The sequence below is a fragment of the Flavobacterium sp. GNP001 genome (assembly GCF_054343775.1).
Window position 1 is genome coordinate 2775939 of the sequence record NZ_JBTGUX010000001.1, and the last position, 16384, is coordinate 2792322.

Below are 16384 nucleotides of genomic sequence, written 5' to 3' on the forward strand. Positions count from 1 at the left end.
CCAAAAATTTAAAAAACATATCATAGAAAAGCACGTTAAATCCGACCAAAATTTACAATAAATTAACATACCGATTGTTTTGTCAATATTATTAGTAATATATTTGACTTTCAAATATTTGAAAGCAAATAGAATGATAGTACATGCTCTATGATAAGAGAGTGCCTATCCTTATTTTAATTATTTTAATAAAACTAACTAACACATATTTATTACTTTTTCTATGAAAAAAACTTTACTCAACAATGTTTTGTTTGTGTTACTCACCTTTTTGGGTTTGAGCCTGAGTTCATCACTTAACGCACAAACTACCTATACGTGGAATCAAACAGGCAGCGCGTCTTTTGGTCTTGCTGCAAACTGGTCTCCAAGCAGAGATACGCCAGCAGCTAACGATATTTTAGTTTTCAACAATGGAGCTACAATTATTGTAACTGATGTACCTACACAAACTATAGGCGGTCTTACAATTGCGACAAATACTAATGTAACTTTAAATACATCAGCTACACCCGCAAAAATACTAACCATCACTAATAGTCTAAGCGGCGCAGATTTTTCTGTTGAAAGTGGTTCTCATCTTAACGTGGCCATTACAGGAGGCGCGTTTCCTTTGACAATTGCCATCGGAACAGGAGCAACTGGGATCGTTGCTGGTTCTATGACATTCTCGAGCGCAACAGCATCTACTCCAAATGCTATAACTGCTGTTGATGCAAATGGTTTAACTTTTACCAATGGAGCGGTTTTTACACAAAGCACGAATAGTACTGGGAATGTTTTTGGTAGCGGAACTAGTAATAGTGTGGTATTTGCAAGTGGGTCTACTTTTATTCAGGCTGCTGGATCTAATCCTTTTCAAAAAGCTCAACCTGCATCTGTAGTTGTTTTTCAAACAGGGAGTTTGTTTAAATTAATTGTAAATCAGGCCCCCTCATTTGTAGGAAGAACCTACGCAAACCTTGAAATTGCGGCTACTGGATTTAGTCAGAGTCCTACTGGAACAGGGGCTTTATCCATAGATAATCTTACGATTACCACAGGGACTCTCAACATAAATCTTACCTCAGCAGTTTCAATTAAAGGAAACATTAGTGTTGCTGCAGGACAAACATTGTCTTTCAGTCCTGCAACTGCAGTTGGTTCATTAACATTTAATGGTACAACAGCTCAAACCATCAACAATGCAGGAACACTTACTTTTACTGCAAATACAAATGCGATCATAGCAAATACAAACGGAGTTACTTTTAATCAATCTCAAACATTGTTGGGAAGTACTACTGTAAATGCTGGGGCTACATTAGCAACAAACGGAACCCTTACCCTTTCAGGCACACCCTCTATAAATGGGACACTACGATTAAATTCAACTGGATCACTTGCAGGTGCCACTCCTACTTATGGAGCTGCTTCAAGTCTAATATACAATGGCGTTATTGGCGGTGCCAATGTAGGAAACGAATGGACCGGCAACGCAACAACAGCTGGGGTTGGAATTCCTAATAACGTGACTCTTAACAGCAGCAGCATCAACATCAATAGCAATAGAGGTCTTGCAGGTAATTTAACCGTTGACTCTGGAAGCACAGTAACTGTAAAATCAGGAAATAATCTTTCTGTAGCGAATAGTTTGTTTAATAACGGTACAGAATCTTCATTCGTTCTTGAAAATAATGCTAATCTTATCCAAAATGGGACTACCAATACCAATACTGGCGCTATAACCATCAACCGAAGCGGAGCTTTACTCATGCTTTTGGATTACAGTTTATGGTCTTCACCAGTAAGTGGACAAAAATTAAAAGCATTTTCGCCTAATACGTTAGATAATCGTTTTTACACCTACAATCCAAGTTCAAATATCTACGTAGCCGTTGCTGCTCCAGCTACTACTGATTTTGCATTAGGAAATGGATACTTAATTCGTGTTCCGACTGATCATCCTACTACTCCTACCACCTGGAATGGAATGTTTAAAGGAGTTCCAAATAATGGAGACATTACGATCACAGGTTTGACTCCGGGTACTTTTAATGCTGTAGGAAATCCGTATCCATCTACTATAAGCGCTGATGCTTTTATCACAGCGAACAGCATTACAGAGCCATTGTATTTTTGGAGAAAAACTAATGCTGCTGCAGGAACTGCTTATGCAACCTACACGATGGCAGGAGCTGTAGGAACAACACCTGGAAATGGTGGTATCACACCAAACGGAACCATTCAAGTAGGACAAGGATTTATTGTAAAAACAATCTCAAATTCAGTTGCATTTACTAATAATAATATGCGTACTGCCAACAATTCAAATCAAATACTAAGAACTGCTAAAACAGAAAAAAATAGAATCTGGCTAAACCTGTCTAAAGGTACGGAATATGTAAACCAAATGATGGTAGCGTATATGGATGGCGCCACTAGCGAAATTGACAATACATTAGACGGAAGATACATCAATGATAATCAAACCGCGCTAACCAGCTCTTTAAAAGGAGAAGAATTTGTAATCCAAGCCAAAGGATTACCATTTGATTTTAGTGACATTGTTCCATTAAGTTTTAAAGCGGAACAAGCAGGTAGTTTTGCCATTGCATTAGACCATGTTGATGGTTTGTTCTTAGGCAATCAAGAAATTATACTTAAAGATTTAAAAGCAGGAACAGAGCAAAACTTAAAAGCAGGATCTTACACGTTTACAAGTGATGCTGGTACTTTTAAAAAACGTTTTGAAATCACTTTCAAAACCAGCCAAACTTTAGATGTTAACTCTCTAAGTTTTGATGAGAATAGCGTAGTTATATTTAACCAAAACGGATCGTTAAACGTATCTAGCAGCAAAAATACCATCAAAAATATTCGTGTTTTTGACATAAGAGGTATTTTAATAGCAGAACAAAAAGAGGTAAATGCCAATACAGCAAGTATCAAAAACGTTACGGCAAGCAAACAAACTGTTTTAATTCAAATTACTTCAGACGATAATAAAACCGTAACTAAAAAAGCTATTTTTTAAGCTGTAGCCCATAGAAACCAGATACTGGAATTAAAATTTTAAAATTAAATCATGAAAAACATAGTAATACAATTTTATATCGTTGCTTTATTTATGCTGTCTAGTGTTACCATGCTAGCACAAACTCCAGGTGACACTGATGGTACAACCGATGGTCTAGAAGGAGCTGATGTTCCTGCAGCACCAATAGATGATTACCTTTTGCCAATGGCACTTGTAGCTATTTTTGCAGGATATAAATATTCTAAAAACACAGCTCAAAAATCGGTTTAATTAGAATAAATTCTAAAACTGTAAACCAATAAAAACCCCCGAAAAATAATTTTCGGGGGTTTTGCTATTTTTAATTAAGTTGCCAAATCATGAATTTGAATGAGACTTTATTTCATTCTATTTTTTGAACTGTGCCAAAGCATTTTTAGTAAACTCAGACAAAACCAAAGTTCCAGAAATGCTGGCGCGCTCTAATAAAAGTGTATCCCAATTTTCAGTTCCTTCCCAAAGTACTTTTTTCATTTCAAACAATGCCTCCGGATTGTAACTCGCTAATTTGGTGCTAAACGAAGCAACGGCAGCATCAAGTTCTTGTTGCGTGGCATAGGTTGCGGCGTACAGACCTTTGGCAACAGCCCAATCGGCAGACTTCCATTCGTGAGCAGCAAGTGTCATTTCGGACATGGCAGTTTTACCAATTTTACGAGAAACAGCTGGTTCGATAACAAAAGGACCTATTCCAATTGCTAATTCAGAGAGTTTAATAGCAGCCGAAGTAGACGCCAAAACATAATCACAGGCTGCGGCAATACCAACTCCACCGCCCACTGCTTTGCCATGTACGCGACCAATAATCAACTTTGAGCATGAACGCATGGCATTGATAAGATGGGCAAAACCAGAGAAAAAATGGGCTCCTTCTGCTTCATTGGATACCGCCAAGAGTTCATCAAATGAGGCACCTGCACAAAAAGCGCCTTCGCCCTCACTTTGAATTACAATTACAGATACCTCTGGATTGTCACTCATTGCTTTTAAAGCTTCGGTTAACTGATCTAGTAAAACTCTTGGGAACGAATTGCTTGCAGGGTGGCCAAATGTAAGTGTTGCAACTGCTGCGTTGATGGTTATAGTAAGTGAACCTGTAGACGGTATTGATGACATAGGGATTTTTTAGGGTAAAGTTAAAAAAACTACCGCATGATTTCAATTTTTAAGAAAAAGGAATGGATTTGTTTTTTGGAAATTTGTTTTTTGGATAATTAAAATCATATATTTGCCACAAGATTGGGGGATTAGCTCATTTGGCTAGAGCGCTTGCCTGGCAGGCAAGAGGTGACCGGTTCGAATCCGGTATTCTCCACAAACAAAAACCGCAACAACTTTCAAGTTATTGCGGTTTTTTTATGTCTGTATTTAATTTCAATAATTTATTTAGCATAATCGATCTTGCCAACAGAACGCATAATCCTAACAATTTTAGTTTTGCGATTGTTAATGTACGAAGATGAACTTGTTGCTGAATACTTTCGTGGATTAGGTAAAATCGCGGCTATTCCGGCAGCTTGTTTCGGGGTCAAGCTTGAAGCTCCTTTGCGGTACCAATGTTCGGCGGCAGCTTGAGCGCCATATACTCCATTACCCATTTCGATGCTGTTTAAGTATACTTCCATGATGCGTTCTTTGCCCCAAATAAGCTCAATTAAAACAGTAAAATAAGCCTCCAAACCTTTGCGCAAATAGCTACGACCTTGCCATAAAAAAACGTTTTTGGCCGTTTGTTGCGAAATGGTGCTACCTCCTTTTATTCTTCGGCCACGTTCATTGCTTTTATAGGCTTTTTGCATGGCTACAAAATCAAAACCATTGTGTTTTAAAAAAGTGCCATCCTCGCTGGCAATCACTGCTTTTTGCAAATTCATTGATAAATTTTCAATAGGTTCCCAGTCGTGACTAAAATACACTTCTTTGTCTGAAAACTTATTTTCGATAGCGCGAATAACCATTAACGGAGTAAAATAAACCGGAACAAATTTGTACAATACAACAAAGAAAATAGAAATACCAAAAAACCAAAGCAAAGCCTTCACCAAAAAATTTCTGAGTTTTGATTGCCAAGTACTCGTTTGGTTTTTGCTAGTTTGTCTTGATTTTTTTGGTGCTATTTTGGTTCCCATTATACTAAATCTGCTAATTCTGTTCCTATTAAACTGCCTATTGCTACTCCCATTCCGCCCAAACGCACGCCACAATACACATGATTTGATAATTGCGACACAATTGGTTTTTTGCTATTTCCCATTCCCATGATACCGCTCCATCGATGAGCAATTTCAAAGTCATATTGCGGCAAAATTACTTCTTTTAGCAATTGTTCCAATTTTTTTTGTACAATTTCTGTTTGCCCTAGTTGCGAGGTATTTTCGGTTTCAAAATCTAAGTTTCTACCGCCGCCTAACAATATTCTGTCGCCAATGTTTCGGAAATAATAATACCCTTTATCTAAATGAAAAGTCCCTTTAACATCTAAATTAGGAATGGGTTGCGTGATTAACACTTGAGCACGCGCAGGCTGCACAGCTCCTTGAGTTAGCGAATTGGCAAAACCATTAGTAGCAAATAAAAGTTTTTGAGTGACAAAACTAAAATCGCCCAGCGCTACTTCTACTCCACTTTCTAAATCTGTATAGGCCGTAACTATTTGTTGGTTTAGAATCAGAATATCATTTGCAATTGCTTTTTTTAGTAACGCTTGCATCATATTACCAGTATCAATTTGTGCTTCGAACGGGTTATATACCACATAATCTTGTACGCCTTGAAATCCAAAACGATCCACTTGTTTCACAAAAACATCTACCTTGAAGAGCGGTCTTAAAATTTCGTTTATAAAAGGTAGCTTCGAAATACATTCTTGAAAAGTACTTTCATCATCTTGTAAAAACAACTCATAACCTCCAAAAGGTTTAAAGTCAATTGCGGCATCTCCCAAATTTTTACGAAGAAGCTGTAAGCCTTGCCAACGTTTTTGGATGAGTTGGATCACCTCTTCTTCCGAATGCGAATTCAAATCATCGATAATCTCCGAAATACTTCCAAAGCAAGCAAAACCAGCATTTTTGGTACTAGCGCCTTGTGGTAACATTCCTTTTTCTAAAACTAGAATTTTACTCTCTGGAAATCTTTCGCGCAAGCGCAACGCAGTATGCAAACCCACGATTCCGCTGCCTACGATGGTGTAATCTACTTTTGTAAACCAATTTTTCAACTCCCAATAACTCAAATCCATTTTCAAAATTTTTTATAAAAATAATACTTTTTTAAAGCTAATTACAGGAAAGAAATTAATCTTTATCTGGAGCTTTACTGCAAAAAAGTAACACATTGAACACCAATTTATTCAGCCAAACTAGTTTAAAAACCCAATAGAAACAGCTGATGAAGCATCTTCAATCGAAAAAAAATGGCTAATTTTAGCATCCAAAAATAATTGTTCGAATGAAAAAAATACTGTTTCTCCCTTTATTAATGTTGAGTTTAAATACTATGGCACAAAATGTAATGACACCTGAATTGCTCTGGAAATTGGGCCGCGTAACTCCATTAGGCTTATCAAAAGATGGTAAAAACATAGTTTACCAAGTGAGCACTCCTGATGTAGCTTCCAACAAATCCGTTAGCAAGCGATACACCATTCCTGTAAGTGGTGGCACTGCCGTGGAATTAAAGTCGACAACAGCAATTTTACCCAACAAAAACATTTCGCCAAACGGCCAATACATCGTTTATGACGAAGCCGTAAAGATTGAAAATGTTCATGGAAAAGATTTTTATCCCGCTTTGCAAAATTCTGACGTACAAATTTATGATGGTTTGAATTACCGTCATTGGGACAGTTGGAACGAAGGCAGCTACAACCATGTTTTTTACAAAGAAAACAAAGAAGGCGCAACGGGAATTGATATCATGAAAGGCGAAAATTTTGATAGCCCTCAAAAACCTTTTGGTGGCGATGAAGATTATATTTGGTCGCCAGATAGCAAGCGTATTGTGTACGTTAGCAAGAAAAAAGCAGGTACTAATTACGCTATTTCTACCGATACTAATTTGTTTGAATACAATTTAGAAACAGGATTAACCACCAATTTAACTGCCGAAAATAAAGGTTACGATACCGCACCACAATTTTCACCAAAAGGACATTTGACCTATTTACAAATGAAACGCGATGGTTATGAGGCGGATAAAAATGACATTATCGTTCTTTTTAATGGTGCCAAAATGAACTTAACTGCCAATTGGGACGGTAGCGTAGATAGTTTTATGTGGAGTCCGGATGGCAGCAAAGTATATTTCACAGCTGCAGTTGATGGAACCAAACAACTTTTTGAAGTCAACTTTCCGGGCGTTACGCGTATTGCCATCACGGTACGTCAAATTACAAGCGGCGCTTTTGATGTAAATGATTTGGTTGGAGTAATTGGAGAGACAATAGTAGTCTCAAGAACAGATATGAATCATGCAGCAGAACTCTTCTCGTATCATTTCAAGAAAAAAACTTGGCAACAACTTACGGAAGTTAACACTGCTACATACAAATCATTACAATTAAGTACGGTCGAAAAAAGATATGTTACTACAACAGATGGCAAAAAAATGCTTGTTTGGGTTGTATTGCCACCTAATTTTGATGCCTCAAAAAAATACCCAACTTTATTGTATTGCCAAGGCGGACCACAATCTGCCTTGACACAATTTTATTCCTACCGATGGAATTTGCAATTAATGGCTGCAAACGGCTACATTGTTGTAGCACCAAACCGTCGCGGAATGCAAGGACATGGCGTAGAGTGGAATGAAAAAATTAGTACCGATTGGGGTGGTCAAGTAATGGATGATTACCTAGCAGCAATTGATGATGTGGCTAAAGAAGGTTATGTAGACAAAACGCGTTTAGGTTGTGTGGGTGCTAGTTATGGCGGTTATTCGGCTTTTTACTTGGCAGGAATTCACAACAACCGTTTCAAAACTTTTATTGCTCACGATGGTATTTTTAACACCCAAAGCATGTACGGCACCACTGAGGAAGTGTTTTTTACGAATTGGGATTTTGGAGGGCCGTATTGGGATAAAAATAATGCTGTAGCGCAAAAAGCATACACAACTTTTAATCCGATCAATTTTGTTGACAAATGGAATGCCCCTATTTTGATTATTCAAGGTGGAAAAGATTTTAGAGTGCCAACTGGCCAAGGTCAAGAAGCGTTTCAGGCTGCACAACTGCGTGGTATTAAAAGTAGATTTTTGTATTTTCCCGAAGAAAATCATTGGGTACTGAAACCACAAAATGCACAAGTCTGGCAGTACGAATTTTTTAAATGGCTGAAGGAAACTTTATAAATCAGATGACTATAACCTCACTTTTTGTGGGGTTATTTTTTATAAACAACTCACTATTTGGAATATCTTAACTTAAAAGTGTGTACTAATTTTTAACTTTGAAGAATGGATTTCAAATTAAACTACATCCCTGTTAAAGTGCTCCTAGGCTATCTCCTTTTGATACTATTATTTGGTAGCGTAGCTTGGTTTTTGTACCTAGAAAACCAGCGTTTTTCAACAATAGATAACAATCCTTCCTCAAATAATAGTGCCGTTTTACAAGTTAGTAATGTACTTGCTGATTTATACAAAACAGAAAGTATGGGTCGTGCTGCGGTACAATCAGGCCAAAATGGCGATTACAACAACTATTTGAAACAAACCAATGCGCTAACCGCCGCAATTGATTCGCTAAAAAAAGCTGTAAATACACCTAAGCAAATTAAATTACTAGACAGTGTTCAGGTACTAATAGCTAAAAAAACCAAAAATATCCTGAAGTTAAAAGCGATTAAAAGTAAATCAGAAGACGAACAAGCCGTAAGCACTGCCATTACCGACTTAACCAAAATGCAATCGTCATTGCGTAAGTTGCAATTAGAAGATTTTGTACAAAATCCGAATAAAATGGGAGATTACGAGCGTAATGTGTTGAAAAAATATGTAGCGTATCTCAATCAAAATATTCCTGACGATAGTACAAATACATTAAGCAAGAAAGAATCTGATTCAATTGTAAGTGTATCCAAAAAGCTTTTGAATCAAGTACAAACTAAAACGAGTACCAAGAAAAAGTTAGTAAGTGCCGAGGAAAAAAAATTACTGCAAAATGAATTGTCAATTTCAGATCAATTGCGTCAAGTTTTGGGCAGTATCGAAAAAGAAATTATTCGCAGCTCAGCAAGCAATTATTTAAAAAGAGAAGCCTCTTTACAAAAAACCAATCGAATTGTAACCAGCGCTGCTATTATTGGTTTGATCTTAACCATGGCATTTTTAATTGCAATTTTGAATGATTTCTCTAAATCGCAATTGTATAAAAAGCAGCTCGAAGCAGCCAACCTTAAGGCCAAAAAATTACTTCGCAGCAGAGAACAACTGATTGCTACCGTGAGCCATGATTTAAAAACACCTTTGAGTACCATCATGGGCTATTCTGAATTATTAAGTAATTCTGAACTCAGCAACAAGCAAATTCATTTTGCCAAAAACATCAAAGGTTCCTCCGATTATATTGCGCAATTAGTACAAGATTTACTTGATTTTACTCAAATCGAGGCAGGAAAAATTACCATCGAAAAAATTCCGTTTTCACTTTCTAAAAACATTCAAGAAGTAGCAGTAAGCGTTCAAGCCATTTACGCACAAAAAGATATCGAATTGAAACTCGAGATTGACCCAAAATTGCAACAACCTATTTTAAGTGATCCATTTCGCTTGCGTCAAATTTTAACCAACCTGATAGGAAACGCATATAAGTTTACTGAAAAAGGAACCATCAAAATTTCGGCACAAGTTGATGAAGCGCTTGAAAACATTCGCATTTCAGTTGCAGATAGCGGAATAGGAATTGCGACAGAAAATCAGGAAATCATTTTTGAAGAATTCACACAAGCCAATGACCAAATCGAAAAAAAGTACGGAGGAACAGGTCTTGGACTAACCATTTCTAAAAAAATGGCAGCAATTCTCGGAGGCGATTTACAGCTAAATAGCACACTTGGTCAGGGCAGCACATTTACAATTACGTTGCCGCTACTATTTGCTCCGGTGTTAACTGAAAATACTGAAGACAAAATAGAAATATCAGGTGATAAGAAAATAGGTGTTTTAATAGACGATGACTGCAATTTATTACAACTAACAACCGAGGTTTTAAGAAACAATAACTATATCGTTTTTCCTTTTCAAGAAGCCAATGCAGCCCTACTGTGGATGGAGCAGCACAGTTACGACTTTATAATTACCGACATACAAATGCCCGTTATGGATGGATTTGAACTACTGCGAAGTGTTCAAAAAAGTACCGAATATAATTCCAAAAAGCAACCTACTATTGCCGTAACAGGACGCAATGACTTGGATAAAAGCTACTATCTTGATGCTGGTTTTAGTACTGTAATTTACAAGCCATACACACCTAAAATTTTACTTAAAACCATAAGCGCTATTTTAAATCAGCGTGAAATACCTACAACATCAACCAAAAAAGCGAGAGAAAAAACAGTTACAAAACTGTTTTCGTTAAAAGAATTAAGAGCTTTTTTACCAGATCAGGACGATGAATTACGAGAAATTCTTGAAAATTTTATGACAAGTTCAATAGAAAATGTAGCCCTTTTGAATTACGCGATAGAAAACAAAAATGCGGCTGAAGTGCAAAACATCGCGCATAAAATGAGTCCGATGTTCAAGCAAATAAAAGCGCACCACAGCAGCACGATTTTGGATCAATTAGAAAGAGAATCCTATGATTCAATAGATGCAGTTGCCTTGGCAAATGAATTGAGCATAAAAATGAACGCTCTGTTTGTTTTACTCAAAAAAGAAATTAATTGATATTGTACAACTTCAACTTATTGTATAATGTTTTCCTGTTGATTTGAAGCAATTTGGCAGCCTCTGTTTTATTTTGATTGGTTCTTGCAAGCGCTTCAAGAATGGTTTCTTTTTCGTTTTCCGATAAGGAAAAATCTGCGTTGATGGTGGCATCCTCTTGAAAAAACTCAGCAGGCAATGCTTCCTTTTGTACCAAGTCACCCTGCGTTAACAAAGTCGCACGCTTAATACAGTTTTGCAGTTCTCTTAAATTTCCTGGCCACTTGTATTTTTGAAAAATAGAAATAACTTCAGGAGAAAATCCTAAAACGTCTTTTTGTAATTCTTGATTGGCTTTTTCGAGGAAAAAATCGGCAAAAAGCATCAAATCTTCATTTCGCTCTACCAAAGATGGCGAATGAATCGAGAATTCATTAATTCTGTGGTACAAATCCTCTCGGAAATCTCCTTTTTTAACGACCTCTCTTAAATCTTCATTTGTAGCTGTAATGATGCGAATATCAACCGCTATCTCCTTGTTGCTACCAACAGGTTTTATCTTGCGTTCTTGTAAGGCGCGCAACAATTGAATTTGATTCTCATATGATAAATTCCCAATTTCGTCTAGAAAAACAGTTCCGTTATTAGCAGCTTCAAAAAAACCAACCTTATCATGAATAGCGCCGGTAAAAGAACCTTTTACATGTCCAAAAAATTCACTCGCAGCCAATTCTTTCGGTATTGAACCGCAGTCGACGGCAATAAAAGGAGTATCTTTTCGGGTACTGTTTTGGTGAATACTTTTAGCAATAACCTCTTTACCCGTTCCGCTTTCGCCAATGATAAGCACTGACATATTAGTTGGACTCACGAGCTGAATATACTCAGCTAATTTTTGAGAAGCTTTTGAAATTCCTTTTACGAAGGTTGTTGAAGGAGTGCTTTGAACTTGTTTTTTAGGTTTAGTCGGAACGCTGGACAACACTGTTTCATCAGAAGGCTCTTGAGCTAACGCATTTGCAATTACTATTAAAACTTCTTCAGGATTAAAAGGTTTTGAAATGTAATCTGTAGCGCCATTTTTGATCGCTTTTACCGCAGTATTTACATCAGCATAGCCGGTCATGAGTAAAACGGGCAGGTTAGGAAAATCTGATTTTATTTCAGACAAAAGCAAAAGGCCATCATAATCTGGCAATCGCAAATCAGAGATAACCAAATCAAAATCAACAGATTTTAGGCTGCTTTTGCCCTCGGCTGCTGAAAAAGCTGTTACTACTTCAAATGATTTTTTTATCAAAAATTTCTCAAGAATTTTGCAAAAAGGTACGTCGTCCTCGATCAATAATATTCTAGCCATTGCATTATTTACTTTACTGCTAAAATACAGCTATTTTTGCTGTTATTAGTCCGTTTTTTAAATAAAAAAAGAGAGATTATACATATACAATCTCTCTTTTTAAAAAATAAAAAAACCACCTAATTATGTATCTATCTAGTCGCCATGAGCATCCGTGTGAACAGTAGCTTTCTGGTCTCTGACATTATCATTTCATTGCGATCTTTATGATCTTATTTTTCAATCCATTTACCATTTGCATCTGCAAATAAATTTCCTCTTTTGTCACCCACGGTGATTTCTAATTTGTACTCTTTATTTGCATTAATATAAGCTTTATCTAAAACTGCATCTGGATATGCCTTTTTAAGTGCCTCTTTTATGGCAGTTGGTACTTCTTCTAATTTCACCTCAGTGTACTCTTCTTGTAAAACAACTGATTTACTAGCTGGGTTTACTTCTACTGTGTTTGCTGCTTGAGTTGCAAAACTTCCTAAAACAATCGCTGCTGATAAAATGTACTTTTTCATAATAGTTATATTTAAGTTAGTTAATAACGTTTTATGTTTGGTATAATGGAAAAATTATACCAATTCTAAAAAGCAACCTGCCCTATCCATAAATAACACATTTTAAGATGTTTAAAAAAATACTAAATTGTCAACCTAAGGAATTTATGGGTAAAATCTGTAGACAACTGAGTAAAATTTACCCAAATTAGAGTCGTTTATTAAAGTAAAAGCAAAAAAAAACCTTGCATTGCTGCAAGGTTTAGAATATAATTATCTTTAGAATTATTCTGGAGCATTCATTTTGAATGTGTCCATAAACGCTGTGGTATAATCACCCGCAATGTATGCTGGCTCATCCATCAATTGTCTGTGGAACGGAATTGTTGTTTTAATTCCCTCAATCACGAATTCATCTAAAGCTCTTCTCATTTTACTGATAGCCTCTTCACGAGTTTGCGCTGTTGTAATTAACTTAGCAATCATAGAGTCGTAATTTGGTGGAATTGTATATCCTGAATACACGTGTGTATCTAAACGTACACCGTGACCTCCTGGCATGTGTAATGTAGTAATTTTTCCTGGAGAAGGACGGAAATCATTGTACGGATCCTCAGCATTGATACGACACTCGATAGCGTGTAATTGAGGTAAGTAGTTTTTACCAGAAATTGGCACACCAGCTGCAACTAAAATTTGCTCTCTAATTAAATCGTAATCAATAACCTGCTCTGTAATTGGATGCTCCACTTGAATACGTGTATTCATTTCCATGAAGTAGAAATTACGGTGCTTATCTACCAAGAATTCAACCGTTCCAGCACCTTCATACTTAATGAATTCGGCTGCTTTTACAGCTGCTTCTCCCATTTTTGTACGCAATTCGTCAGTCATGAATGGCGAAGGAGTTTCTTCGGTTAATTTTTGGTGACGTCTTTGTACAGAACAATCTCTTTCAGAAAGGTGACACGCTTTACCGTAAGCATCACCTACTACTTGAATTTCGATATGACGCGGCTCCTCGATTAATTTTTCAAGATACATTCCGTCATTTCCAAACGCAGCAGCTGATTCTTGACGAGCACTTTCCCATGCTTTCAATAAATCTTCTTCTTTCCAAACGGCACGCATTCCTTTTCCTCCACCTCCAGCAGTAGCTTTTAGCATTACTGGAAATCCGAACTCTCTTGCTAAGCCTAAGGCTTGCTCGTAAGACTCCAAAATACCTACCGAACCTGGTACGCAAGGAACTCCTGCTTCAATCATGGTTGCTTTTGCCGAAGCTTTATCACCCATTCTGTCAATCATTTCAGGAGAAGCCCCAATAAATTTAATACCGTGCTCTTGGCAAATTTTTGAAAATTTAGCGTTCTCAGACAAGAAACCGTATCCTGGATGAATCGCATCAGCATTCGTAATTTCTGCGGCAGCGATAATATTAGACATCTTCAAATAGGACAAGTTGCTTGGCGCTGGCCCGATGCAAACTGCTTCATCAGCAAATTTTACATGAAGACTTTCCGCATCAGCAGTAGAGTAAACAGCAACTGTTTTAATGCCCATTTCTTTACATGTTCTGATAACACGTAATGCAATTTCGCCTCTATTTGCAATTAATATTTTTTTAAACATCTTTTTTTGAGATTTTAAATGTTGAATTTTAAATTTTAAATTATTTCAAATAACGAAAACTCATCATTCAAAATTTGTAATTTATAATTTATAATTTCTTATGACGGATCTACTAAGAATAATGGTTGATCAAATTCTACTGGCGACATATCGTCTACCAATACTTTTACAATTTTACCAGAAATCTCAGACTCGATTTCGTTAAATAATTTCATTGCTTCGATTACGCACAATACATCACCTTTGGCAATTGATTTTCCTACTTCAACAAACATTGGTTTATCTGGAGATGGTTTTCTGTAGAAAGTTCCAATAATTGGCGACTTAATAGTCACATAATTTGCATTTTCAGCCGCTGGAGCTTCTGCAGGAACTGCCGCAGGGGCCATTTGTACTGGAGCTACAGCTTGCGGAAGTGCAGCTTGAGCTGGCATTTGCTGTACGTAAGTAGTCTCAGTTACATTACCTTCTAGAGTAGTTCTAATAGTGATTTTTACATCATCCATTTCTAATTTAACTTCTGCAACACCAGAATTTGCTACAAATTTGATTAGATTTTGAATTTCTTTTAAATCCATGATTATTTGTTTTTAGTTTAAATTTATTTTTTGTCGTAAGCCCATTTTAGATAAATAGATCCCCAAGTGAATCCACCACCAAAAGCAGCAAATATTATATTATCTCCTTTTTTAAGTAAATGTTCAAAATCATGCAACACTAATGGCAAAGTGGCAGAAGTTGTGTTACCGTATTTTTCAATATTCATTAATACTTTAGACTCCTCGAGATTCATTCTATTAGCCGTTGCATCAATGATACGTTTGTTAGCTTGATGTGGCACTAACCAAGATACATCCTGATTAGTCAAATTATTTCTTTGTAAAATTAATTCACTAGCATCAGCCATATTTGTCACTGCATACTTGAAAACTGTTTTCCCGTCTTGAAAAATACTGTGCTTGTTATCTCTTACCGTTTCAAGAGAAGTTGGAGTGATTGATCCACCTGCATCGATTTTTAAGAAATCTCTTCCTACTCCATCACTTCGCAGGTACTCGTCTTGTAATCCAAGTCCATCATGATTAGGTTCAAATAAAACTGCTCCTGCACCATCACCAAAAATAATACAAGTTGCTCTATCCGTATAATCTACGATTGAAGACATTTTATCAGCCCCAATTAAAAGTATTTTTTTGTACCTACCTGATTGTATGTACGCTGCAGCTGTTGACATCCCGTACAAAAAGCTTGAGCAAGCGGCTTGCAAATCATAGGCAAAAGCATTTGTTGCGCCAATTTGAGTTGCTACAAATACTCCTGTAGAAGCCACAGGCATATCAGGTGTTGCGGTAGCCATGATTACCATGTCAATTTCAAGAGGATCCAAATTAGCTTTGGCTAATAAATCTTGAGCTGCTTTAATAGCCAAAAAAGAGGTTCCTTTATCAGCATCTTTTAAGATTCTTCTTTCCTTAATTCCAGTACGAGAAGTAATCCATTCATCATTGGTGTCAACCATGGTTTCTAATACTTTGTTACTCAAAACAAAGTCAGGAACATAGGCTCCAACAGCGGTTATTGCGGCTGTGATTGTATTCATTTTATGCATTTATTACTGGCCAAATGTTGCCATTTGATTTTTTTTAAAAGACTCGAAAATTACGAAAAAATTTCCATCTACTTGATATAGAACCTGATAATTAATGAAAATTTTAACCAACAAAAAAACTCTCACGATGTGAGAGTTCGAATATCATTTGCTAAAATGTATTAAGCAACAGCTACAGATTTATCTATAACAACTTGCCCTCTGTAGTACATTTTACCTTCGTGCCAGTATGCTCTGTGGTATAAGTGCGCCTCACCTGTAATAGGACAAGTAGCTATTTGTGCTGCAGTAGCTTTGTAATGTGTTCTTCTCTTATCTCTTCTTGTTTTCGAGATTTTTCTCTTTGGATGTGCCATTTTACTATA

13 protein-coding genes and 1 tRNA gene are annotated in these 16384 nt (G+C 36.6%); 5 read left to right on the top strand and 9 right to left on the bottom strand.

What is annotated here, in order from left to right:
- The first annotated feature begins 223 nt into the window (after positions 1-223).
- Both ACXX8U_RS11850 and ACXX8U_RS11855 read left to right on the top strand, forming a co-directional pair.
- Complete coding sequence (locus ACXX8U_RS11850) at positions 224-3016, top strand: beta strand repeat-containing protein (RefSeq protein WP_458566016.1); 2793 nt, start codon at positions 224-226, stop codon at positions 3014-3016.
- A 51-nt stretch (positions 3017-3067) separates the two neighbouring features.
- Positions 3068-3289 carry an Fjoh_0651 family PID-CTERM protein gene (locus ACXX8U_RS11855; protein WP_458566017.1) on the top strand — a complete coding sequence of 74 codons (222 nt, stop codon included), beginning with the start codon at positions 3068-3070 and terminating at the stop codon, positions 3287-3289.
- Between the two features lie 117 nt (positions 3290-3406).
- Here the strand turns inward: ACXX8U_RS11855 and ACXX8U_RS11860 are convergent, their stop codons facing one another.
- A complete protein-coding gene (locus ACXX8U_RS11860) occupies positions 3407-4174 on the bottom strand; it encodes an enoyl-CoA hydratase/isomerase family protein (RefSeq protein ID WP_458566018.1) in 768 nt (255 codons plus the stop codon).
- Between the two features lie 125 nt (positions 4175-4299).
- Here ACXX8U_RS11860 and ACXX8U_RS11865 point away from each other — a divergent pair.
- Positions 4300-4373, top strand: a tRNA-Ala gene (locus tag ACXX8U_RS11865).
- 67 nt (positions 4374-4440) lie between these two features.
- Here the strand turns inward: ACXX8U_RS11865 and mtgA are convergent.
- Together mtgA and ACXX8U_RS11875 are read right to left on the bottom strand one after the other, a co-directional pair.
- Positions 4441-5187 carry a monofunctional biosynthetic peptidoglycan transglycosylase gene (gene mtgA, locus ACXX8U_RS11870; protein WP_458566019.1) on the bottom strand — a complete coding sequence of 249 codons (747 nt, stop codon included), beginning with the start codon at positions 5185-5187 and terminating at the stop codon, positions 4441-4443.
- Positions 5187-6299 carry an NAD(P)/FAD-dependent oxidoreductase gene (locus tag ACXX8U_RS11875; protein ID WP_458566020.1) on the bottom strand — a complete coding sequence of 371 codons (1113 nt, stop codon included), beginning with the start codon at positions 6297-6299 and terminating at the stop codon, positions 5187-5189. The genes mtgA and ACXX8U_RS11875 overlap by 1 nt, the downstream gene beginning before the upstream one ends.
- Positions 6300-6508: 209 nt before the next feature.
- On the opposite strand from ACXX8U_RS11875, the gene ACXX8U_RS11880 reads away from it, so the two are divergent.
- Positions 6509-8410, top strand: a complete 1902-nt coding sequence (locus tag ACXX8U_RS11880) for a S9 family peptidase (protein WP_458566021.1) — start codon at positions 6509-6511, stop codon at positions 8408-8410.
- Between the two features lie 105 nt (positions 8411-8515).
- Positions 8516-10951 (top strand): ATP-binding protein, encoded by a 2436-nt coding sequence (locus ACXX8U_RS11885; protein ID WP_458566022.1) that lies wholly within the window; start codon positions 8516-8518, stop codon positions 10949-10951.
- On the opposite strand, the gene ACXX8U_RS11890 is transcribed toward ACXX8U_RS11885, so the two are convergent.
- The 6 genes from ACXX8U_RS11890 to rpmF all read right to left on the bottom strand — a co-directional run bounded on the left by ACXX8U_RS11890 (position 10944) and on the right by rpmF (position 16375).
- Entirely contained in the window at positions 10944-12290 is a 1347-nt protein-coding gene (locus tag ACXX8U_RS11890; protein WP_458566023.1) for a sigma-54-dependent transcriptional regulator, read from the bottom strand. The genes ACXX8U_RS11885 and ACXX8U_RS11890 overlap by 8 nt on opposite strands.
- A gap of 212 nt (positions 12291-12502) precedes the next feature.
- Positions 12503-12799 (bottom strand): hypothetical protein, encoded by a 297-nt coding sequence (locus tag ACXX8U_RS11895; RefSeq protein ID WP_458566024.1) that lies wholly within the window; start codon positions 12797-12799, stop codon positions 12503-12505.
- Positions 12800-13063: 264 nt separating this feature from the next.
- Positions 13064-14410, bottom strand: a complete 1347-nt coding sequence (gene accC, locus ACXX8U_RS11900) for an acetyl-CoA carboxylase biotin carboxylase subunit (RefSeq protein WP_166132843.1) — start codon at positions 14408-14410, stop codon at positions 13064-13066.
- 98 nt (positions 14411-14508) lie between these two features.
- Positions 14509-14988: an acetyl-CoA carboxylase biotin carboxyl carrier protein gene (gene accB / locus ACXX8U_RS11905; RefSeq protein ID WP_458566025.1), complete on the bottom strand. Its 480-nt coding sequence runs from the start codon at positions 14986-14988 to the stop codon at positions 14509-14511.
- Between the two features lie 23 nt (positions 14989-15011).
- Complete coding sequence (locus tag ACXX8U_RS11910) at positions 15012-16010, bottom strand: beta-ketoacyl-ACP synthase III (RefSeq protein ID WP_458566026.1); 999 nt, start codon at positions 16008-16010, stop codon at positions 15012-15014.
- 170 nt (positions 16011-16180) lie between these two features.
- A complete protein-coding gene (rpmF, locus tag ACXX8U_RS11915; RefSeq protein ID WP_133532440.1) occupies positions 16181-16375 on the bottom strand; it encodes a 50S ribosomal protein L32 in 195 nt (64 codons plus the stop codon).
- Between the last annotated feature and the right edge of the window lie 9 nt (positions 16376-16384).